Here is a 21,922-nt window from a genome sequence, read left to right as displayed (position 1 = left end):
AAGTGCAGAACATTATAAAAATATCTTGCGCAACAACGCCAGCGATTTGCGCAACAAGTGAGTCAGGTGCTGCTTAATTGCGCAAGGGAAGGTGATCTTCGAACATGCATTTTGCCAGTTATGGGGCAGCATGGGACGTTCAGGCATAAAAAAGGCGGCCAAAGCCGCCTGATTCAGGAAGATAACGCTTATTCTGGCATGCCTTCGTTGGTTGGCACGCCCAGCATATAACGCGACATAAACTGTTCCAGCGTCATTTTATCGCCATTCATATTCACCTGGCCGTTAGCATACTGCAGGCTGGTGACGATGTTGTTGTCCTGGGTTTGTGTCAGACGGAACATCTGCCCCATCGCCGCCAGGCCTTTAACCTGCTGATCGGCCAGCTTCTGCGCGTCGTCAGCCTGATAACCTTCTGCCAGTCCAATGTGACGCATGGTTTCTGTTGCCATTGGCATATTGATAGACAGTTTTAAATCTAGCGTTTTCAACACGCGGTCTACCGTGGCGGCCAGCGTCTGCGGCTCGCCAGTCACTGTCGATGGATCGTTAAAGTTCGCGTTCAGATTAAAGGTGCTTTCACCTTTATCATTCTTCCAGCTCAGAGGTGCAACGCTGATCGTTGGCGCGCCTTTTAACAGCACAGGCAGATTATTCAGCAGAATGGCACGAACGCCAGTCTGGAAACGTACCGGATCGTCTGCCACGCCGGGCTGATTCATCAGCGTGGTCAGCTGGGCGTTATAGTTATCAGAGAAGGTTTTTACGCTCTGCGCATCAAACTGTGACAGCTTCATTTTTAAGGCAAACTGGCCCAGATTTTGTTTTTGTACTTCAACGCCATCAATTTTGTAATTGATATCGCCACTGATTTTGCCCGCTTTGTTATCAAAGGCAGAATCACCGACCATCTTGTTAAGAATCACAGCGTCCTGACCATTCACGGCGGCGGCGACTTTATCCACGCTGATGGATTGATCGCCAATGCGCACGCCTTCGCTGGTGAGATGGGTATCGGCGTTAACTTTCAGGCCTTTCAGCGTAAACATGACTGGCTGGTCGACCTGATTCTTGCTGGTGATAGCAACGCTTGCGATGTCACTGTCCAGCGAGACTTTATCGCCTTTGTTATCTGCACTGATGTTCACCGTGCCGCCACTGGTGGCCGCGCGCTGCGCCGTTTGCGCATTTTGATAATCGATTGGCAGAATATTTACCGCGGTATCGGTGCTTCCACTGTAACCCACGCGCGTTTCAGCATTAATGAACGACTGGTTGTTCGTCAGCTCAAACAGTTTTTTGACCGCGTCAGTGTTTGTCAGGGTGGTATGAACCGATGCCATGCTCGGGATCAGGTTGAATTTTTTCAGTTGGGCGAACGGGAAAGGACCGTGATCGATCTGCTCATTAAGAATGATGCTCTGACCCGGTTTTAACAGCGGGTTATCTTCCGTTTGAGAGCTCGCCTGAATGACCACATTCATTTTACTGCTGAAAATACCGCGTTGATAATCCTGATAGCTGACCTTCAGACGACTGTTGGGCGCCAGAGTAGTTAACTGAGCGTTGGCATTTTGAATCATCTGATCCATATTGCTTTCCAGCTTTTTGCCGGTAAACCATGCCGCACCTGTCCAGACTACGCCCAGAGCAACTACCACACCAACGGCAACTTGAGTCTTTTTCATTGCTGAATCGTCCTTATCCTTGATTTCATCCGCCTTGCAGACTGCGCCAGACAGCGGAAGAAGAAGCGCCCGCAGGCATTTTAGCTAATAGTTTGAAATAATAGCAGTTAAGCGCAGTGACGTCAGCCGTCTCAGTTTAACGCATTAAATACACGTGCTACACGGCCGTGACCCACGATCGTCAGGGACGGATCGTTCGCCGCGACAAAACAGGATTCGCCGGGTTTTAGCACCAGTTGCTGCTGGCCGCAGACGAGCGTTGCCTCACCTTCAATGCAAAACAGCAGGGCTGCACTGTCCTGATGGACAGAAAGCGGCTTATCCGTAACCGTATGAATGGAAAATGAAAAATCATCCACCGGAATAGGAAAGTTGAGACTGTTTTCGTGCTGTTCGGGTTGGGTCAGTAACTGACTGGCCGGTTTTTCTTCAAATTTCAGATTGGCCATCAGTTCTGGAATATCAATATATTTTGGCGTCAGGCCAGCGCGCAACACGTTATCGGAATTGGCCATGACTTCCAGCGCGACACCATGAAGATAGGCGTGCGGGGTTTCAGCAAACAGGAACATGGCTTCGCCGGGTTGCAGAGTGATCACGTTGAGCAGCAGCGGAGAAAACAGACCGCTGTCATCCGGATACTGCACGGCGATGTCGGTAATGGTCTGCCATGGCTCACCCTGGTGTTGCTGGGCTGTGGTCATCAGGACAGCTAACGCGTGCGATTTTGCATCGTTCTCAAGTGAGAGCAGGGTGGAAAACAGCGCCGCCAGGCTCTCCAGGTTAGGTTGGCGCAGGAACTGCGCAATCTGCGGATGCGCCCCGGCAACCGGCTCCAGCAGTGAAACCATCTCTTTCAGTTCGCGAAAGCCGTTGATGGCTTTAAACGGCGTCAGCGCATAAACCAGTTCGGGTTTGTGGTTAGCGTCTTTGTAATTACGTTCCGCGGAGTTAAGTGGGATGGACGCGGCATTTTCCCGCGCAAAGCCCTCTTCGGCGGCGCGTTTGCAAGGATGCACCTGAATTGACAGCGGCTGATCGGCACACAGCACCTTAAACAGAAAAGGCAATTCGCCAAAGCGCTTCGCCACGGCATCGCCCAGCATCTGCTGCGGATTGGCCGCAATCACATCACGTAACGAACGCGGCTTGCCATGTTCTTCTACAGTCGATGGGCTTTTTGGGTGCGCCCCCATCCACAGTTCAGCCATCGGCAACTGCTTAGGATTCGCCATGCCATAAAGCGACGTTAATGCTGTTTTACTGCCCCATGCATAATTTTGCAGAGAGTTAGCCATTTTTTTCATGAAATTAATTGCCTTACTGGCGGGAAATATTGCGCTTATTAAACCAGAAACTGACATGGAAAATACATATCCAGCGCAAGAAGGATGCTAAGCTCGGAGGATGTTAATAAATTGTATAGGTTTAACCGCGTCACACAGGCTTTAACCGGCAATGGGTGACGCGACGTCTTATCTTAAACTGTGCTAAGGAGAGAATCATGGCAGCCAATCGCGTTGAAAAAGATTCAATGGGGCCAATTGATGTACCGGCTGAGAAACTTTGGGGCGCACAGACACAGCGCTCACTGGAGCATTTCCGTATTTCGACAGAAAAAATGCCTGTCGCGTTGGTTCACGCGCTGGCCATGACCAAGCGTGCCGCCGCCAGCGTTAACCGGGATCTGGGTTTATTGCCAGCGGAGCGGGCTGAGGCGATCGTTAACGCCGCCGATGAGGTGTTAGCGGACAAGCACAGTGACGAGTTCCCCCTGGCGATCTGGCAGACCGGTTCCGGCACCCAGACCAACATGAACATGAATGAAGTGTTGGCTAACCGTGCCAGTGAGCTGCTCGGCGGCGAGCGCGGAATGGCGCGTCTGGTGCATCCTAACGACGATGTTAACAAGAGCCAGAGTTCGAATGATGTTTTTCCCACCGCCATGCACGTGGCGGCAGTGATTGCGGTTCGCGAACATCTGGTTCCACAGCTGAACGTGCTTAAACAAACGCTGAGCGCCAAGTCAGAGGCGTTCAAAGACATCGTAAAAATTGGTCGTACACATTTACAGGATGCCACGCCGTTAACGCTGGGCCAGGAAATCTCTGGCTGGGTCGCCATGCTCGAACATAATCTTAAGCATATTGAGCAGAGCATTCCGCACCTTGCGGAGCTGGCACTGGGCGGCACGGCGGTGGGAACCGGCCTGAATACCCATCCTGAATACGCGGTTCGCGTGGCTAAAGCCTTGGCCGATTTAACCCAACAACCTTTTGTGACCGCGCCGAATAAATTTGAGGCGCTGGCAACCTGTGATGCGCTGGTACATGCGCACGGGGCGCTTAAAGGGCTGGCGGCGTCGCTGATGAAGATTGCCAATGATGTGCGCTGGCTGTCATCAGGCCCACGCTGTGGTATCGGTGAAATCGCTATCCCGGAAAACGAACCGGGCAGCTCGATTATGCCAGGTAAGGTGAACCCAACCCAGTGCGAAGCCCTGACGATGCTGTGCTGCCAGGTGATGGGGAATGATGTGGCGATTAATATGGGCGGTGCGTCAGGCAACTTTGAGCTGAACGTTTATCGTCCGATGATTATCCATAACTTCCTGCAGTCGGTGCGTTTACTGGCAGATGGCATGGACAGTTTCAATCATCACTGCGCCACCGGTATTGAACCTGTACGTGAGCGAATTGAGCAGTTACTTAACGAGTCGCTTATGCTGGTTACCGCGTTAAATACGCATATTGGCTATGACAAAGCTGCGGAAATTGCCAAGCAGGCTCACAAACAAGGCTTAACGCTTAAAGCCTCGGCGCTGAAGCTGGGTTATCTCACTGAAGAAGAGTTTGATGCCTGGGTTCGTCCGGAAGAGATGGTCGGCAGTATGAAGCAGTAAGTCAGGTGCATCAGGGCCAGCACGGCCCTGATGTCATACCGGACAATCCACCCATAAATGCAGTCGGGGAATCAGCAAATACAGCGGTTCGGCGGCAGGCTTATAGCGATGCGTAATATTGTCGGCATCATAATTCAACAGTTCACCTAACTGGGGCACCTGGCTGCGGTCGCGACACAGCACCAAAATCGGTGACGGACAGGCCAACTGGGTTTGCTTTTTCTCTTCTGCGCGCCAGACCCGCGCGATAGGCTGCACTTTGACCGGACGCTTGATTTTAAGACGCGCCGAAGCGGGAAGGGCACGCACATCCGCCAGCTCTTGCTGCACCTTTTCTGCCCACTGCTCACGCGTCCAGGGTGCCTGTGCGCGACCGGCTTTCAGGCTTTTTTCCAGTTGAGCGACAATCTCTTCCCGTTTCACGTTTTTAATGACCTGCTTATTGGCCCAACCAAAACGTAAACTCTCTGGTGCTGTGATAGCGGTAAGGGTTCGGTAGGCATTAAGGGTGATCAGCCCACGTAAATGCTGATGAACAAATTCAAAGCGGGCTTCAGAGGGCAGGCCGGACTCCACGGTAATCAACTGTTCCAGACGGGCTTTACATTGATTGATCCCCGCGATACGGTCGGTCAGTTCACGCTCTTCCTGTTCGTTGCATTCAATGCAAAGCGCACCTGGTAAGCGCACGGCGGCTTTAGTGCTGAGCTTTTCCGACTGATGCTGCATAAACAACCGACAGTAGTGATTAAGCGCCATCTCGCGTGCCGCAATGCCAAGATGCTGCTCGACGGTAATCTGGCTGATGGGGTCATGTTCGTGGCCTTTTTCGACCGGCGGTAAACGAAAGACCCGGGCAATCAACAGCGGAAGCGACTCTGTCTGCTGACGGAGTTCCCCCAATGCCTGCTCAAGATCCTTTACGCATTGCTGCATGTCTGTCACTAAATCGTAGCGCACTGTTGTCTTCTCCATAGTTACAACATGCTTACTGTGGCAGAGCGGTTCCTTCTCTGCAATAGCGCTTATAGTTACAACATACTTTTAGTCAGGCAATGAAAACCGTGCCGCCAGCCCGCGCTGACAGCAAAAAAGCCATCAGCAACATTTTTCCCCCTATGCATTAACATGTTATAAAAACCCTTTGCCTGCTAACGGATGCCCGACATGGACGTAATGAAAAAGCCTGGTTCATTCAGCATTATCCTTATGGGGCTGGTTCAGATCGTCTCATGGGGGGGATCTTTCTACCTGATGGCGGTGATGGCTGCGCCCATCGTGGCGGAAACCGGCTGGTCACAACAGTGGGTTTATGGCGCGCTGTCGTTGGGAATTCTGGTCTCCGGGCTGCTGGCACCGCGCTGTGGGCGCATCATTGCACAGACCGGCGGGCGTTTAATGCTGGCATTAAACGGGCTCGTCATGGCAGCAGGGTTAACCCTGATGGGGTTCAGCCATTATTTACCTGTATTTTTATTTGCCTGGGTGATCATTGGTGTGGGCATGGCGATGGGGCTGTACGATGCACTGTTTGCCACCCTGGGCACTCGCTATGGCGGACACGCGCGCGGTGCCATTACCGGCATCACGCTTATCTCGGGATTCTGCACCAGCCTGGTTTGGCCGGGCACGGCGCTGCTTATTCACTGGTTTGACTGGCGCGGCGCCTGTTTCGCCATCGCCGGGTTGTTGCTGGCCTGTGTCCTGCCTGCCTATCTGTTTGCGTTGCCGCCAGGTAAAGCGCCCGCACCGGTAAAGCGTAATAAAAGTCCGCACGGCGCTGAAGCGGATTTTCCTGTGGTGCTGTTCCGTCTGCTGTGCGCCATTTTTACCCTGGCATCGGTGATCATGACGGCGATATCCGTTCAGTTAATTACGCTGCTGGAAGCAAGCGGTTACAGTCTGGCCTCTGCGCTAGCAATCAGTGCCATTCTGGGGCCGTGTCAGGTGGCGTCGCGCATAATCGATATGGCTTTTAAAGGCGGGCATCCCATCTGGACCACATTTTTTTCAGTGGGATTGGTCGCGCTGGGTTTATTGCTGTTGGCACTGTTTCCTCAAACGGCGCTGTTCAGCATGATACTGTACGGCGCGGGCAACGGCCTGCGTGCGATTGTGCGTGGCACCTTGCCGCTGGTGATGGTTAAACCGGAAGCCTATGCGGTACTGGCGGGCAGAATGGCGCGTCCGGCGCTGATCGGTCAGGCGCTGACGCCGCTGGTGTTTGGCTATGTGTTTGCCACCTATGGGGCAAACGTCACGTTGTGGCTCCTGTGCGTGCTGGCCGTGCTTAATGTATTGCTGGTGGTGGCGCTGAAAAAACGGCTTCCCGCGCGCGTCAGTGCTGCACCGTAAGCGAATCGGGGAAGTGGCAGGGCGGTAAGCACCTTGTGCTGTCGTGGGCCTTATGCTGGTGAATATGTGCCTTGTCGCGGGCCTCTTGCTTCTAAAAAGTAACCGTGTTTGTTATATTTACAGCTGATTCATTGTTCACTCATGCGGCAATACAACAATAAAAACGTACCGCAACTCAGGATACAAAGATGCTTGATTATCGCTTCCCGACAGCTTTGCAAATGGTTCTGAGCGTGGCGATGGCGGAGCAAATGGGAAAACGCTCTACCAGCGCGATTCTCGCTTACGGGCTTGAAGCAAACCCAAGTTTTATACGCAAGTTGATGGTGCCATTGACGCGTGACGGAATTATCGTGTCCACGCTGGGTCGTACTGGTTCCATCCATCTTGGCCGACCGGCGGCGGATATCACTCTGCGTGATATTTATGTCTCCGTCACCGATGACAAAAAACTCTGGGCCGCCCGCCCGGACGTTGCCCCGCGCTGTCTGGTCAGCGCCAACCTGTGCTGGTATTTTAAATCCATCGCAGAAGAAGCCGAGCAGGCATCCCTGTCGGTATTAGCCAAACGTACCGTTGCGGATGCGCTAAATGAGCTTAAAACCCACGATACCAGCAACTGCACTGCCGTGCCTGAGCCGGATGTGGCAGAGCCAGAAAACCTGTGCAAAAAAAGCCGCTGATGCGGCTTTTTTTATATCCTGAACCTGCCAGCCGCTAAATCCGTCATACGGATCAGTAACTGAGCAATCATACCGCCAGCTGAAAAACCACACGCATATTAACGCCCGCCTGTACTTCACTCCCTTCATCCATGATGTCGTTATCGACCCAAGGCCTGTTCGCAGTCTGCGATGATACGTTTGCCAGCTTAGCCATCTTGGTTGCATCTGTTCACTTCGTCGCGTGCTACACAACCTGGCGTTCTGGGGCAAATCCCTTTTCGTCGGTGTTAAACCATGCTCCCTTAAACGCACCAGCCCCTGACAGGCATGGCATAATCTGTGCGGCTGCACATCAGGCATCAGGTGGTGCGGTTCAGGAAAATATGAGAGCAAAATCCGATCCGGGCGATAAGATTACCGCCCGGATCAAACCGATTATTGTGGATGCTGTAAAGCGTGATGCGCGGCTTTACGCGTCACCAGCTTACGCAGCGTCACGTAGAACACCGGGGTCAAAAACAGACCAAACAGGGTGACACCTAACATGCCGGAAAATACCGTTACACCCGTGACGCCCCGAACTTCAGCGCCCGCACCTTCACCCAGAATCAGGGGAATTGTACCGGCAATGAAAGCAATAGAGGTCATGACGATAGGGCGGAGACGCAGGCGACAGGCTTCCAGCGCGGCCTCAACAATGCCTTTGCCCTGAATCTCCAGTTCACGGGCGAATTCAACAATCAAAATGGCGTTTTTACAGGCCAGCCCCATGAGCACCACCAGTCCGACCTGGACAAACACGTTATTGTCGCCGCCGGTTAACCAGACGCCGACCAGGGCAGACAGCATCGTCATCGGCACAATCAGGATCACCGCCAGCGGCAGCGTCCAGCTCTCATACAGCGCGGCCAGCACCAGGAACGCCAGCAGGACAGCGACAGGGAAAACAATAAGCGCCGTATTGCCCTGCGTCGCCTGCTGATAGCTGAGATCGGTCCACTCAATATTCATGCCGTTCGGCAGTAACTGGCCGGACAGGGTTTCAAGTTGACGCATCGCCTGAGCAGAAGAGAGCACGCGCGGATCGGCATCACCGATTAAGTCTGCTGCCGGATAGCCGTTATAACGAATAACCGGATCGGGTCCGTAGGCCGTGGTGATGTGCACCATGCTGCCAATGGGCACCATTTCACCGCGGTCGTTGCGGGTGCGCAGGTTCGCAATGTCCTCAACGCTGTCGCGGAATTCCCCATCCGCCTGCGCCATGACGCGCCAGGTGCGGCCAAAACGGTTGAAATCGTTAACATAGGATGAACCCAGATAGGTTTGTAGCGTACTGAACAACGCGGTCAGCGTCACGCCCTGAGCTTTCGCTTTGTCACGGTCAACCTGCACCTCTAACTGGGGCACGTTGGCCTGGTAAGAGGAAATGGGGAAGTGCATGCCTGGCGTCTGCATCACCGCACCCGAAAGAGTGTTAATGGCGGTTTGCAGTGCGCCATAGCCCAGTCCGGCCCGATCCTGCACGTACAGGGAATAGCCCGAACCCTGACCTAATCCCAGAATAGGCGGTGGCATAATCGAAAAGCCAAAGCCCTGTTGAATGCGGGAAATTTTCGCATTGATCTCCGCATTAATCTGCGCCGCCGTTTGTTTGCGCTCGCTGAAGGGTTTCAGGCCAAAAAAGACCGTGCCACTGTTCGGCGTGTTGGTAAACTGCAACGCATTCAGGCCGGGGAAAGCCACTGCGTAAGCCACGCCTTCCGTTTGCAGGCCGATTTCGCTCATCTGACGAATCACTTCATCGGTGCGCGCTAATGACGAGCCTTCCGGCATTTTTACGCCACCAATCAGGTAAAGTTTATCCTGAGTAGGAATAAATCCTCCCGGTACGGCATGAAACATCCAGCCTGCACCAACCAGTAATACCAGGTAGACGCCAAACACGGCACCGCGACGACGCAGCGTTTTTTCCACCATCGATTCATAGCCGTGCGCGCTGCGCTGAAAGACGCGGTTAAACGGACGGAAAATCCAGCCAAACAGCCGATCGATCAGGCGCGTCGGCATATCTTTCGGGGCCTGATGATCCTTAAGTAACAGCGCGGCCAGCGCGGGCGAGAGGGTGAGTGAGTTAATGGCGGAAATGACCGTTGAAATCGCAATGGTGGTGGCGAACTGCTTGTAAAACTGCCCGGTCACGCCCGACAGAAACGCCATGGGGACAAACACGGCACACAGCACCAGAGCAATAGCAATAATGGGACCGGAGACCTCACGCATCGCCTGATGCGCAGCCGCCTTAGGTGACAAACCCATCTCGATATTGCGTTCAACGTTCTCCACCACCACGATGGCATCATCCACCACGATACCGATGGCCAGTACCAGCCCGAACAGGCTCAGCGTATTAAGCGAGAATCCAAGCAAATAAAGCACGCTGAATGTGCCTACCACCGACACGGGAACCGCCAGCAGGGGAATGATCGAGGCCCGCCAGGTTTGCAGGAACAGAATCACCACCAGCACCACAAGAAACACCGCTTCCAGCAGGGTTTGCACCACGGCCTTGATAGAGTCACGAACGAAAACGGTCGGATCGTAAGGCGCGGCCCACTTCACATCATCAGGGAAACGGGTTGCCAGTTCGTCCATTTTGGCCCGCACCGCATTGGACAGATCGATGGCGTTGGCTCCCGGTGCCTGGAAGATACCAATACCGACAGCGTCTTTGTTATTTAGCTGCGAACGCAGAGCATAGCTGCCCGAGCCCATTTCAATACGCGCGACATCACGCAGGCGCACCAGCGAACCGTCTTCCGAGGTTTTTAAGATGATATCGCCAAACTGCTGCTCGTTCTCCAGCCGCCCCTGCATATTGATGGACAGGAGAAAATCGCTCTGTTTTTTTAACGGTTCTGCCCCAAGTTGCCCGGCGGACACCTGCACGTTCTGCTCCTGCATCGCGTTCACAACGTCAGACGCGGTCAAACCGCGCGCCGCCACTTTATTCGGGTCCAGCCAGACGCGCATCGCGTATTCACCGGCACCAAAAATCTGGATTTGCCCAACACCCGGCAGGCGGGCCAGCTCATCTTTCACTTTCAGCGTGGCGTAATTGCGCAGGTAGAGCGAATCGTATGTGTTATTCGGAGAAAACAGATGCACCACTAACGTCAGCGTTGGCGACATTTTTTGAGTGGTGATGCCGAGCCGCCGCACGTCTTCCGGCAGTCGCGCCTCGGCCTGAGCCACGCGGTTTTGCACCTGAACCTGCGCCTGATCCGGATCGGTGCCAGGACGGAAGGTCACCGTGGTCACCAACACACCGTCAGAACCGGCCACCGACTTCATGTACATCATGTTTTCAACCCCGTTTATCGCTTCTTCGAGCGGGGTCGCTACGGAATCAGCGATCGCTTTCGGGTTAGCGCCAGGGTATTCAGCACGCACCTGTACGCTGGGCGGCACGACATCGGGATATTCACTGATGGGCAACAACGGGATAGCGATCAGTCCGGTAATAAAAATCAATACGGACAGCACGGCAGCAAAGATCGGCCGATCAATAAAAAAGCGGGAAAAATCCATAACAACCTCAGATTATTGAGCGGCAGTGGCAGCCATATCGACAGTTTTTGCCGTTACCGGCATACCGGGCATAAACACTTTTTGCAGTCCGGCAACGATAACCCGATCGCCCGCCTGTAAACCGGCGGCAACGATGCGTAATCCGTCTGCCATCGCACCGGGCTTAACGTCCCGACGTTGGGCTTTCCCCTGGGCATCGACCACATAGACATATTTGCGGTCCTGGTCGGTCAGCACGGCTTTATCGTCGATCAACAGGGCATTAAACTGCGCGCTACCGGGAAGACGTACGCGGGCAAACAGGCCGGGCGTATAGGTGCGATCGCGGTTATCCAGCAGGGCGCGCATACGGATTGTGCCGGTGCTGGCGTTGAGTTGGTTATCCAGGAAGTCGACGTTGCCACGATGCGGATATCCCTGTTCCCCTGCCAGGGCAATTTCAACGGGCAGGGCATGCCGCTGTTGTCCCTGACGCGCCATCGCCTGATAGTGCAGAAACGTCGTTTCATCGACGTCGAAATAGACGAACATCTTGTCCTGCGCGACCAGTGTGGTAAGCACGCTGGCGCTGTCACCGGCGGTGACCAGGTTGCCGCTGGTGATCATGGCCCGGCTGGCCCGACCGTCAATCGGTGCGGTCACGCGGGTAAAATCCAGATTGAGCTGGGCCATTGCCACAGAGGACTCGGCGGCCAGCACATCGGCCTGCGCCTGACTGGCTGTTGAACGCCGCTGTTCCCACATCTCGCGCGATACGGCCTGAGTCCCGACTAACTTCTCCGTTCGCGCCGATTCGCTTCGGGTCAGGCTGGCCTGACTCCGTGCCCGGGCCAGCGTCGCTTTTGCCTGTTCCAGCGCCGCGCGGTAGCTGCGATCGTCGATGGTAAACAGCACCTGACCTTTTTTAACCTCATCACCTTCGTGATAATTCACGGTATCGATATAACCCGAAACCCGTGGCCGAAGCTGCACGCTTTCTACGGCTTCGACGCGCCCGTTGAAGCTGTCCCACTGACTGACAGGCTTTACCAGTACATCTGCAACGCTGACCTCGGGCGGCGGCGGTGGTGCATTTTTTGTCTGGCCGGTGTCGCACCCGCTTAGCAGACTGACCAACAGTCCCATTCCCAGTAGGGTAGATCCCTGACGAACCCAGTTAGTAATCATTGTTGTGATTCCGCGATGAACAGTGAAATGAAGCCCGCAGGCCAATATTTGCAACTTCTATGGTTGCAATTTATCGCGAGGAGTGTAGGCTTGTGCGTCAAAGAACTGCAAGAATTACTGATACACTTTATGTGCGGTATGACAAGCCGAAGAAATCGGCCTGGCGGTGACTGAAAATAAGCCCCATAAAAAGTGCGGCATTTAATGTATTAATTAAACTTGCATTAAGTGGCATTGTCATCCACGCTTTTAGTGTAACTGCAACTGATACTAATACTGTTCGCTGCCGCGACGGGAGACTAAACATGATGAGTAACGCTTTTATTCACGACCTTATTGACTGGATCGACAACAACATCGAAGCACGTCTCGATCTCGACACCGTTTCTGAGCGCGCGGGCTACTCAAAATGGCACCTGCAACGGATGTTCAAAGAGCACACGGGCTATCCACTGGGTGAATATATTCGCATTAAAAAGCTGAAAAAGTCGGCTGACCGCCTGACCAGCACCAATGAACCTATCCTGAACGTGGCGATATCGCTGGGTTTTGACTCTCAGCAGTCTTTCAATCGCAGCTTCAAACGACAGTATGGTGTGGCACCGGGCGCATGGCGTCGTCACAGCGTGCCTTCTCAGGCTGCCATGCAGTCAATGCAGTAAACACCGCCGGGGCCAGGTAATCTGGCCCGCGCTTTTTGATCCTCAGGTAAAGCTGCTATCATCTGCATCCTGTTTAAAGGGATGCCATCATGTCAAAAAAACTGTGGGTTGGGCTGGTTCTGATCCTTGTCCTCTGTTGGGTAGGGTTAAAACCTTATTTGACCTCTGCACCAGCCAAAACGTCTGCGTCAGACATTGCTGCTCTTACGGATGTGCGAACGGTTGCCCGGTGGGTCCTGCAGCATCAGCAACTGCCCGATTATTACATTACCAAGAAGCAGGCCCGTCGCCTTGGCTGGAATCCCGCGAAAGGGGACTTGTGCGAGGTGTTGCCGGGTAAAGCTATCGGCGGCGATCGTTTTTCCAACCGCGAAAGAAAATTACCTGAACGTTCCGATCGTCAGTGGTTTGAGGCCGATGTGAACTACCGTTGCGGTCACCGTGAAGCCGACCGGTTGGTTTACTCCTCCGATGGCCTGGTTTTCCTCTCTACCGATCACTACCGCACCTTCAAGCCGGTCCCTTAATCATGCTGACCTTACGTTTCGACCTGCGTCAGATCACCGAACGTGATGCCTTCTATCGTGCGTTTGCCGCGCAGAGCGGTTGCAGCGCTGGATTCGGCAACAATCTGGATGCGCTATGGGACTGGCTGACCGGAGGAATGGCGTTGCCCGCCGAGATTCATCTGCTGCATGCAGAACAGTGTCATGCCGAGCTGGCACCTGTGGTGGCGTTGCTGGAGGAGGCGGCGCAGTCGCTGTCGGGCGAGCTGCGCCTGATTGGCAGTTAGTGGCGTAACGGTTTAAGCAGCGCGGTGAGTGACTCGCGCGCGGCGACCGGCAGATCGCCACCGCCGGTATAACCGTTGTTCTCAATAATCACCGTGTTCAGCCCCACCAGCCAGTCGTAAATATAATAGGCCGTATGGTTAGCGGGCGCGGCAGAAAGCTTCGTCAGTCGCTGACCTGCGCTAAAATTCACGCTGGGCGCGGGCGGACGCGAGAAAATGGACTGTCCCCGATTGACCCGGCTTCCCGGACGTTCCGCTTCTGGCCGCTGAAGAAAACCAAGCCAGGCGACAAAATCCCCCAGCACCGTCATCGCGCGGGTTACCTGACGGTCGGCACGTGATTCGTGTGTCATGCTCTGTGCATCCGGTTCATGTAACGCCTGCTGCAGGGACTGCAGAATACCGGTGCGGAAGCTGGCCGTAATCAGTTCTTCGATCAACCACTCCATCGTCGCTTTATCAATATTCAGCAGGGCTAACAGGCTCTGGTTTTCCGGCAGCTGACGCAGGTGGTTCAGCCACAGGCTAAAAACCTGACGTGGAAACTGGGCTGAACCCTGACCGAAGCTGGTCTGCTTAGGGGCAGGCTGTTCAACTTCGGCATCGCTGAACAAATCAAACTCAAAGCCAATACCAAACTGATTTTCCGGTGCCTGAATACTGGAGGTCGCCGCCGGAACAGACGAGGTGGACTGGTTGAGCCACAGCTGGCGCAAGGCTTCGCGGGACGGCTGTAAGCGCTCAAGCAGTTCGCCATGCAAACCGGTGCGGTGTTGTAAACATTTCAGCAAGGTGTCGGCGATGCTTTGCCTGCGAGCGGCCTGGTCTGGCGACGCACCGGCTTCCGTCCAGGGCTGCAGTCGGCGCTCGACTACGGCGTGCTGGATTTGTGCCAACTGGGCAATCAGCATATCGCGACGTGCGTCGGGCTGCATTTCTTCCTGCAGCCAGTCAGACATCCGATCCACGCCTGCGCGATCCAGGGCCAGCATAGAACCCCACTGCTGACCCGGTTGTCCCACCTGACGCTGTACCGCCTCGTCAACATTGATCTGCTGATGGCGCGCATCGTAAGGCGTGATCGCCCAAATCAGGCGAGGTTTTTCACCCGCTTCATTGACCGGCTGGTGGCGCTGCCATTCACGCAATGCCCGACTGGCGACATCGACATCCTGACGCTGGCTGGCGGCGGTGCAGATCAACAGCAGGTCGATACTTTGCCGGGCGGCATACAGGCCCGGGATCAGGATTCGTTTGTGCTCAAGCAGGCGCGCGCGTAACGCATCCTGCTTCTGCAGACGCTGGCGCTCTTCACGCAGCGCCGGATCGCTCGGCGTTCCGGGAGCAGGCAGTTCCAGCATGTCGGCATCGTCATACAGCGCGGTGCGCGGGGTGGAGCTGAGTGGGATGGTGACCTCAAGCGTTAGCAGGGCCAGTAATCCCAGCGTCACGTTCTGCGGCTTACCCAGACGGTTACCGTTTAACGGACAGACTTCAACCGACAGCGACTGATCCTGCTCGCTGGCGGGAACGATCAGCTGCTCAGCGGGCAGCAGGGAATTATCCGTCAGCAGGCTAAGCGGAGCCAGTACCCGGGTGCTGTTACGCAGCTGATGGCGTAAGTGCAGTAAGCTTCGCACCAGCTCATTCAGGGCCGGCTCGGCGGGCCACAGCAGTGAAAACAGCTGCACACGGTCATCCACGCTCAGCCAGGGAGCCAGTTCAACAGCCTGCGGCCAGAAATGGCGATCCAGCTGGGCGTCATACAGGTGATGACGGCGGCACCAGGACCAGAGCGTGACCAGTGCATCGCTCTCCAGACCCGGCAACGGCGTAGTTAAACGATGGCGTTGCAGGCGCTGCAGCACGCTGTCAATTTTCGCGGTGTCGGGCTGCGTTACCCCTTCACCACAGGAGATGGCCAAACGCAACACCTCGGCCTCGCTCAGCAGCGTCAGCTCGACCGGCCACTCCGAGGAGAGGATTTCACGCTGGTGGGTAAAACGCGTTGCGGTGGCAAAATCGAGATTGCCGGGGTTGACGTGCTGGAAATAATTAATCGGTTTATCGCTCAGCGCGGTGATCAACTGACCTTGTGCGTCAGCCACCATTTCCGTCAGCAGCCAGGCTTTGCCCGCCTGCGACTGTCCAAACAGCGCCAGCGTCACCGGGCGCGCAACCTGCTGCGCCAGGGCCTGCGCCTGCACGCGCGCCTGCCGTAACTGCAGGGTCAGGGTTTCGGCTTCCAGTGCCAGCCGCGGCGACTGTTCGCGGGTGCTCTCAATCCAGGCCAGGCTGCCGTTCAGGGCGTCCTGCAATAAACTCAGGCGTTTTGCCAGCGTCTGCGGCTGGCGGGGTTTTACCGATCTCATCGTTTACACACACTCCCGCTGTCAATCCAGTATTGCGCATTGGCATTGCCCGTGGCGGAGAGAGTATTCAGTTTGAGGCTCAGATGTTCAAGTGGAACACGCGTGCCATCATCCAGTTTGGCTTCGCTTAACACCAGATTTTCAGGGCCGGGCGCACCCGGACCGGCCTTCACTGCCAGCTTCACGCGCAGAACGCTTTCACCTGCGACCTTGCGTGCCAGTGCCGCATCGTTGAGCGTCAGGCTGTAGAGTGGCGAGGCGGGCCAGCGTTCATTATCTAACTGGCGGAATCCCAGGCATACGTTACCGCGAATGCGGAAGCTGCTTTTACGGTCCAGCGAGAACTGGTGATCGTCGAGATCGATGTCGCTATAGCAGAGGTTCTCGTCCGTCAGCGCCTGATTTTCGTCCAGCATGCCCAGATAGCGAATGGTGGAGTAAGGCTCAAAGTCACCTGCACGGAACCAGAAGCTGCTCAGGCGTAAATCCAGCGCCAGCAGACACAGCATCGCGCCGACTGCGGCGGTCGATTTCGGGTTATCGATACGGCCGTGCTTATTAAACGGATACCAGTCACTGGTGTGATAGCCTTCGAGCGACAGAATACGGCTACCCGGCAGTGGCTGTAGATGGCGCACCAGCGCCTGAATGCCCGGGAACCGCGACGGGCGCCCGGTCAGTAGCAGCACATCGCACTGATAGAGCGAGACCACTTCACACATGGAGCGCAGGGCCGGAATAATCGCCATGCGGTGCTGCATAAACTCACCGTGAAGCTGGGCCATGCTCACGACCAGCGGCACCTCAAGCAGATCGAAACGGCTGTTACCGCCCAGTTCTCGCTGAATTTCACCATTAATAAAGGCAAGCACCGCATCGGCAGGGCGCTGATCGACCAGTTCGCCAAACAGGGCGTTGATCTCGGCATGGCTTTCCAGCGGGTCCCAGTTTTCGTACCGTTCCAGCACCGCCTGAGCCAGCGGGATAAACAGCTGTAACGTGGCCTGCTGGCGTAACGTTGCCTGTCCATCCATGCGGCTGTCGTGACCAAACAGCTTGTTGATCAGCGGCTCAGCCAGCGTCAGTCCTGCTTTTTGCAGGCTCTGCTGCAGTGCAGGCAGAATCCACAGCTGAATCACATCCAGTAAAATATCATCACCGGCCACTTTGAAGCCTTCGCGAAACAGCAGGCGCGGGGTGATTTTGACGTTGTTGCCCTGACCGTCGTCAAGACGGTACTGGGTAATGGCTAAATCGGTGGTGCCGCCGCCAATATCAATGGAGGCGATACGCAGGCTCTTGCCTGGCAGCTCGTCGGCTTCGCGCGGACGGTCGGGGCGCGCCATGCTGCTAAAGAAATCTTCTGCACGACCGGCAAAGTTAACCTGGGTCTCGTTAAACAGCCACACCATCTGGCCGCAGGTGGCTTCGTCCCACTCCATCTGCACATCCGGCACGGGTTTGCTGCTTTGGGCCTGGTTCTGCTCGGTAAAATCCTCGTCAGCCGGATGCCAGCCCTCGGCTTTCCACACCAGCGCGATGGCTTCCTGCATACGGCGACGGAATATTTCACGTTCGGGTTTTGGCATGGCGGACGGCAGCGTCAAAATGACATGGCGCAACTGACGCGGCGCATGGCTTTGCGGCATACGCTGACGCTGTGCCGCGCTGTTCATTTGCATCAGCGCCTGAGCCAGTAACTCACACAGCATAAAGGTCATCAGTGAACTGCGGCTGTAGTGGGCGGAGAACACGGGTAAGCGCTCGTCCACGGGCAGCGCATACAGCGGCTGACCTTCGTCATTCATCAATGAGGTAAAAGGTGCAGCACAGGCCTGAGGCTCACCCTGCGGACTCTGTTGATTGAAGCGCCAGCCTGGCTGATAGCGTGCTTCGTCCCACAGGTAACGGCGAGGGCTGGACAGGCCGGTGCTGCCTTCCAGACCCGCACGCTGCAGCGCCAGACGGCTGGCTTCACGTCCGACGCGAGTTAACGAGGGCCACATAAAGGCCTGCTCGCGGCCGCTTTCCAGCGAAAAGTTAGCTTTACCAAAACGGGCTTCGGCAAATTCCAGTCGACTGTCGAACAGTTCGTTATAAACCCGATGGGGCTGAGACAGATCGCGCATTTGCAGCTCATAGGTCTGCTTCAGGCCATTGCTCTCTTCCGGGTGATCTTCCACGAGGATGCCGCAGGTGTGGGAGTTCCCCACGTCGAGAATGATATCGACATTGACCGCCGGCGTTTGCAGCGTGGCGGCCTGAATATGAATTTCAGTAAGGTTAAGCTGTTCGCCCAGCAATTCCAGCAGGTTGAGGTAGTGCGCCTGGTATTCAAACTCACGCAGAGCCTGGCTAATTGCCTGTTCCCGGCGATCGGATACGCGATCCGTGAAGGACTCGCGCAGCCAGCCATCCACCCACGTATGGTCAAGAAAATCGCCCAGTTCGTAGTTGTGCCAGGCCAGCGCAAAGGTGACACCGTTTTGCGCATCGGAGGGCGTCAGTCCCAACTGCTCGCCGCCGTCTTCTTCAGGCACGCAGCGGGTATCAAAAGCCAGGGTGACGCGGTGCGTATTGCCTGTGCTGTCCGGCTTATCCAGGGCAACCAGCCGCATGCGCGCCCAGTTTTCCGGGCCGCCAATAAAACGTCGGCCTGATGCGCAGCGCAGCATCGGCAGCGGTAGCCAGCATGCTTCCAGCAGCGTCAGGGAGTCGGCCAGGGCGATATCGGTTTCAGGGCGCACCACTTCCGGCGCACCGCCGTCCTGCGGATAGAGTAAAAACTTACCGCTGTTGCCGTCTACATTCAGGCGCAGCAACGGGCCGTTCGCGGTCTGGCGCACGAACTGGCGGCGCGCCTGAGTAGCGGAAAGTTGCAGACCAAAATCAAGGAACTGTACGCCACTGTTCTCAATCAGTGAAATCTTCTGCTTATCATCGATCAGGGGAGCCAACATAGTTACTTACTCTCACGCTTAATCGTAATGGGATACGTACGATCCCCACTGTACTGTGCTTCACATGCTGCCGCGCCAATGCTGGAATGACACACTAACAACGGCATGCGATAACGCGATTTGTCCGCGCACCGGGCAGTAAAGCGGCTCTCAATCACCAGGTTACCGGCGCTGGTCATCGCAGCGGTCACATCAGCCTTACAGGTGGTGTTGCCCTGGTTAATCTGGACGTTGCCTTTGCCGTTTTTGAACTGGAAGCGCATGACAGGCGGTTTACCGGTTGGGGTTTTGACCTGGTCAATCTCCACGCGCCAGCGACCATCAATGACCTGTACCTGGCCATCGCGAACGGCATCCGGTGTCACCACCAGATCCTCGGGTTTAGCGGGCACTGCCGGTACAACGACGTTTGAAAGCGTGGATGACGGGGCGCTGGCCGTTGCTGTCGCGGCGTTTGCCACCACTGCGGCCGGTTTTTGTGGCAGCGTGGCGGACAGTTTTTCAGTCGAAGCCACCACCGCCGGAGGCTTACTCGCGATAACCGGCGCAGGAGCCGGGCTGTTTTGAGCAACGGGTTGCGCCGTGGTAACCGGTTCTGACTTTGGCATATGTAAAATAACAGCCGTCGCTGCCGCAGCGGCCACGGCCAGGGTTGGGATGAGATACCACAGGCGGAAAGACCGACGACGCACTGCCGCCACAGGCAACGGTTCGGCTGCCTGAACAGGGACATCGCTGACCGTCGGCTCCGTAACCTCGGGTTCAGGTATCACCACAGCTTCAGGTTCTGGCGCAGCAGCCACGGCGACGGCGACAGGCTCAGGTGGCGGTTCAACCAGCACAGTGGGCAGTGACTCTTCAAGGCTGTCACGCAGGCAGGCCAGCGCATCATCACGATTACGCTCCTGAGCGTCGACAAATCCCCAAAAGGTAATGACGGGTTTACCGTTAACCAGATATACATATTGCTGATTAGGGAACTGCAGGCTTTTGCCTAACAGCGCACCAAACAGGCGCATTGCCGGATTAGCTGCATCGCGTGCGCGGGCGCTGATCTCCTGCAGGTCCTGCTGGCAGGCGGTGAGGTGTTGTAAAGCCTGACGGCGTTCATAATCGCTGGCACCCATCCAGGATTTCACTTTGCCCGGGAAGGGCGAGTACCAGTCAAGCCGGTCGCCACGTTCATTGGTTTGTGGAATGGCCAGGCAATTTGCCAGCGCGCTTTGACGGCGCAAACGCAGGGTTTCACGGATTTGCAGGGCGGAAGCAAATACAGGCTGGCCGTTCTCGCCCAAAGCCAGAACCGCATCCAGATTGCCGCTGCGCAGAAAAGTTTTTGCCACCTGTTAAGCCCTTATCGGTCGTTGTCTGAGGCAGAAGATCGCGTGTTATCGTCGATTACGGTGATTTTACGTGGGACAATGGCAAATCAAACCGCTGAAAAAGGGGATAAATGCGTGGTTTTTTGACCCGCTGCCGGGAAAATAACCAATGCCCTGATGATGTTACGCTGTTTTACGCTTTAATAACAGATGTGCAACCACGCCACCGACCAGGCCCCAAAACGCCGAACCGATACCGCAGAGCGTCACGCCGGATGCCGTAATCAGAAAGGCAATCAGGGCGCTGTCGCGCTCGTCGGGCGTATCCAGCGCACGTTGCAAACTGCCGCCGAGGGTGGCAAGCAGGGCCAGACCGGCCAGAACCTGAACCATCACCTCAGGCAGTGCGCTGAACAGCACGGCAATCAACGCCCCGGATAATCCGGCCAGCAGATAAAAAAAACCAGCCAGCGCGGCCGCTATCCAGCGTCGTTGCGGATCGGCATCCACCTCTTCGCCCATGCAAATCGCGGCAGTGATTGCTGCCACACAAACCGAAAATCCGCCAAACGGAGACAGCACCAGGGCCAGCAGCCCGGTCCAGCTCATTAATGCGGAGATCGGCGGTCGGTAGCCGTGTGCCTGCAAGGTCGCAATGCCTGGGGCATTTTGCGAGGCCATGGTCACCAGAAAATAGGGTAGACCAATACCCATGAGCGTGGGCAGTGAAAAGGTCGGCCAGACAGGGGCGGGAAGGCTAAAGCGCGCCACATGCTCAGGGAAATGAATGCTGCCTTGCCCAAAGGCGATGGCAAGGCCCGCCAGCAGGGCGATAAGAATGGCATAGCGGGCGAACCAGCGGCGTGCCAGCAGCCAGATAAAACACATTGATGCGGCCAGAGTGAAATTAACTGATAAATCGCTAAACGTCTGCAGGCCAAATCGCAGTAAAATCCCCGCCAGCATGGCGGCTGCCAGCGAGGCGGGAATGTGGTTCATCAGCCGGGCAAACAGGCCGGTTACGCCGCACAACACAATCAGGGCGTTGGCAAAAACAAACACCCCGACGGCGTCGTTGACAGAAACCCCTTGCAGGCTGGTCGCGAGTAACGCCGCGCCAGGCGTGGACCAGGCGGCTAAGATCGGCATCCGGTACGCCAGAGACAGCCCCGCCGAGGCAATGCCCATCGCAAGGCCAATCACGGAAAGCCAACCGGCGATCTGCGTGGGCGATGCGCCTGCCGACTGAGCGACCTGATAAATAATCGCACCGGTACTGCTATAGCCCACCAACACCGCGACAAAGCCGGAAACGGTCATGGGCAAGGTAATGGGGAACGGCGCGCGGCGTGCAGACATGATGTAACCCTCTTGTGCGTTATAGCGCACATCGTCGCACAGGGCGTTATAACGCACAAGTGTTACACTGAAGCGGTACAGCAGGA

The 21,922-nt window shown here is 55.8% G+C and carries 15 protein-coding genes; 6 read left to right on the top strand and 9 right to left on the bottom strand.

The annotated features are described in order from the left end of the window. Nucleotides 1-188: 188 nt before the first annotated feature. Both QNH99_RS11855 and manA read right to left on the bottom strand, forming a co-directional pair. Complete coding sequence (locus QNH99_RS11855) at nucleotides 189-1,688, bottom strand: YdgA family protein (protein WP_410516712.1); 1,500 nt, start codon at nucleotides 1,686-1,688, stop codon at nucleotides 189-191. A 131-nt stretch (nucleotides 1,689-1,819) separates the two neighbouring features. Then, nucleotides 1,820-2,995, bottom strand: a complete 1,176-nt coding sequence (gene manA / locus QNH99_RS11850) for a mannose-6-phosphate isomerase (protein WP_096010686.1) — start codon at nucleotides 2,993-2,995, stop codon at nucleotides 1,820-1,822. Between the two features lie 197 nt (nucleotides 2,996-3,192). Between manA and fumC the strand changes: the two genes are divergently transcribed. Beyond that, nucleotides 3,193-4,590 carry a class II fumarate hydratase gene (fumC, locus tag QNH99_RS11845; RefSeq protein ID WP_063879518.1) on the top strand — a complete coding sequence of 466 codons (1,398 nt, stop codon included), beginning with the start codon at nucleotides 3,193-3,195 and terminating at the stop codon, nucleotides 4,588-4,590. A 33-nt stretch (nucleotides 4,591-4,623) separates the two neighbouring features. Here the strand turns inward: fumC and tus are convergent, their stop codons facing one another. Beyond that, nucleotides 4,624-5,565 (bottom strand): DNA replication terminus site-binding protein, encoded by a 942-nt coding sequence (tus, locus tag QNH99_RS11840; RefSeq protein WP_283355643.1) that lies wholly within the window; start codon nucleotides 5,563-5,565, stop codon nucleotides 4,624-4,626. A 192-nt stretch (nucleotides 5,566-5,757) separates the two neighbouring features. Between tus and QNH99_RS11835 the strand changes: the two genes are divergently transcribed. Together QNH99_RS11835 and QNH99_RS11830 are read left to right on the top strand one after the other, a co-directional pair. Further along, nucleotides 5,758-6,945, top strand: coding sequence for an MFS transporter (locus tag QNH99_RS11835; RefSeq protein ID WP_410516711.1), 1,188 nt, complete (start codon nucleotides 5,758-5,760; stop codon nucleotides 6,943-6,945). Nucleotides 6,946-7,133: 188 nt separating this feature from the next. After that, a complete protein-coding gene (locus QNH99_RS11830) occupies nucleotides 7,134-7,628 on the top strand; it encodes an RrF2 family transcriptional regulator (protein ID WP_410516710.1) in 495 nt (164 codons plus the stop codon). A gap of 417 nt (nucleotides 7,629-8,045) precedes the next feature. Here QNH99_RS11830 and oqxB read toward each other — a convergent pair whose 3' ends face one another. Both oqxB and QNH99_RS11820 read right to left on the bottom strand, forming a co-directional pair. Next, nucleotides 8,046-11,201, bottom strand: coding sequence for a multidrug efflux RND transporter permease subunit OqxB (oqxB, locus tag QNH99_RS11825; RefSeq protein ID WP_410516709.1), 3,156 nt, complete (start codon nucleotides 11,199-11,201; stop codon nucleotides 8,046-8,048). A 12-nt stretch (nucleotides 11,202-11,213) separates the two neighbouring features. Beyond that, nucleotides 11,214-12,368 carry an efflux RND transporter periplasmic adaptor subunit gene (locus QNH99_RS11820; protein ID WP_096010680.1) on the bottom strand — a complete coding sequence of 385 codons (1,155 nt, stop codon included), beginning with the start codon at nucleotides 12,366-12,368 and terminating at the stop codon, nucleotides 11,214-11,216. 305 nt (nucleotides 12,369-12,673) lie between these two features. Here QNH99_RS11820 and QNH99_RS11815 point away from each other — a divergent pair, with 305 nt between their 5' ends. The 3 genes from QNH99_RS11815 (at nucleotide 12,674) to QNH99_RS11805 (ending at nucleotide 13,823) form a co-directional block, all read left to right on the top strand. After that, on the top strand, nucleotides 12,674-13,030 hold the full coding sequence (locus QNH99_RS11815; protein WP_063879524.1) for a helix-turn-helix domain-containing protein: 357 nt from the start codon (nucleotides 12,674-12,676) through the stop codon (nucleotides 13,028-13,030). 89 nt (nucleotides 13,031-13,119) lie between these two features. After that, on the top strand, nucleotides 13,120-13,557 hold the full coding sequence (locus QNH99_RS11810; RefSeq protein WP_063879525.1) for a ribonuclease domain-containing protein: 438 nt from the start codon (nucleotides 13,120-13,122) through the stop codon (nucleotides 13,555-13,557). A gap of 2 nt (nucleotides 13,558-13,559) precedes the next feature. After that, on the top strand, nucleotides 13,560-13,823 hold the full coding sequence (locus tag QNH99_RS11805) for a barstar family protein (protein WP_063879526.1): 264 nt from the start codon (nucleotides 13,560-13,562) through the stop codon (nucleotides 13,821-13,823). Here QNH99_RS11805 and QNH99_RS11800 read toward each other — a convergent pair. The 4 genes from QNH99_RS11800 to QNH99_RS11785 all read right to left on the bottom strand — a co-directional run bounded on the left by QNH99_RS11800 (nucleotide 13,820) and on the right by QNH99_RS11785 (nucleotide 21,836). Then, nucleotides 13,820-16,195, bottom strand: coding sequence for a virulence factor SrfC family protein (locus tag QNH99_RS11800; protein ID WP_096010678.1), 2,376 nt, complete (start codon nucleotides 16,193-16,195; stop codon nucleotides 13,820-13,822). The two genes, QNH99_RS11805 and QNH99_RS11800, sit on opposite strands and share 4 nt — an antisense overlap. After that, entirely contained in the window at nucleotides 16,192-19,155 is a 2,964-nt protein-coding gene (locus QNH99_RS11795; protein WP_410516708.1) for a virulence factor SrfB, read from the bottom strand. The genes QNH99_RS11800 and QNH99_RS11795 overlap by 4 nt, the downstream gene beginning before the upstream one ends. 2 nt (nucleotides 19,156-19,157) lie before the next feature. Next, complete coding sequence (locus QNH99_RS11790) at nucleotides 19,158-20,498, bottom strand: SrfA family protein (RefSeq protein WP_410516707.1); 1,341 nt, start codon at nucleotides 20,496-20,498, stop codon at nucleotides 19,158-19,160. A 162-nt stretch (nucleotides 20,499-20,660) separates the two neighbouring features. After that, a complete protein-coding gene (locus QNH99_RS11785) occupies nucleotides 20,661-21,836 on the bottom strand; it encodes a benzoate/H(+) symporter BenE family transporter (protein WP_410516706.1) in 1,176 nt (391 codons plus the stop codon). Nucleotides 21,837-21,922: the final 86 nt, after the last annotated feature.

The organism is Pantoea allii (assembly GCF_046529425.1).
Classification (GTDB): Bacteria; Pseudomonadota; Gammaproteobacteria; order Enterobacterales; family Enterobacteriaceae; genus Pantoea; species Pantoea allii.
Note: the sequence above shows the minus strand (reverse complement) of the source record. Positions and strands in the feature narration are given on the sequence as shown.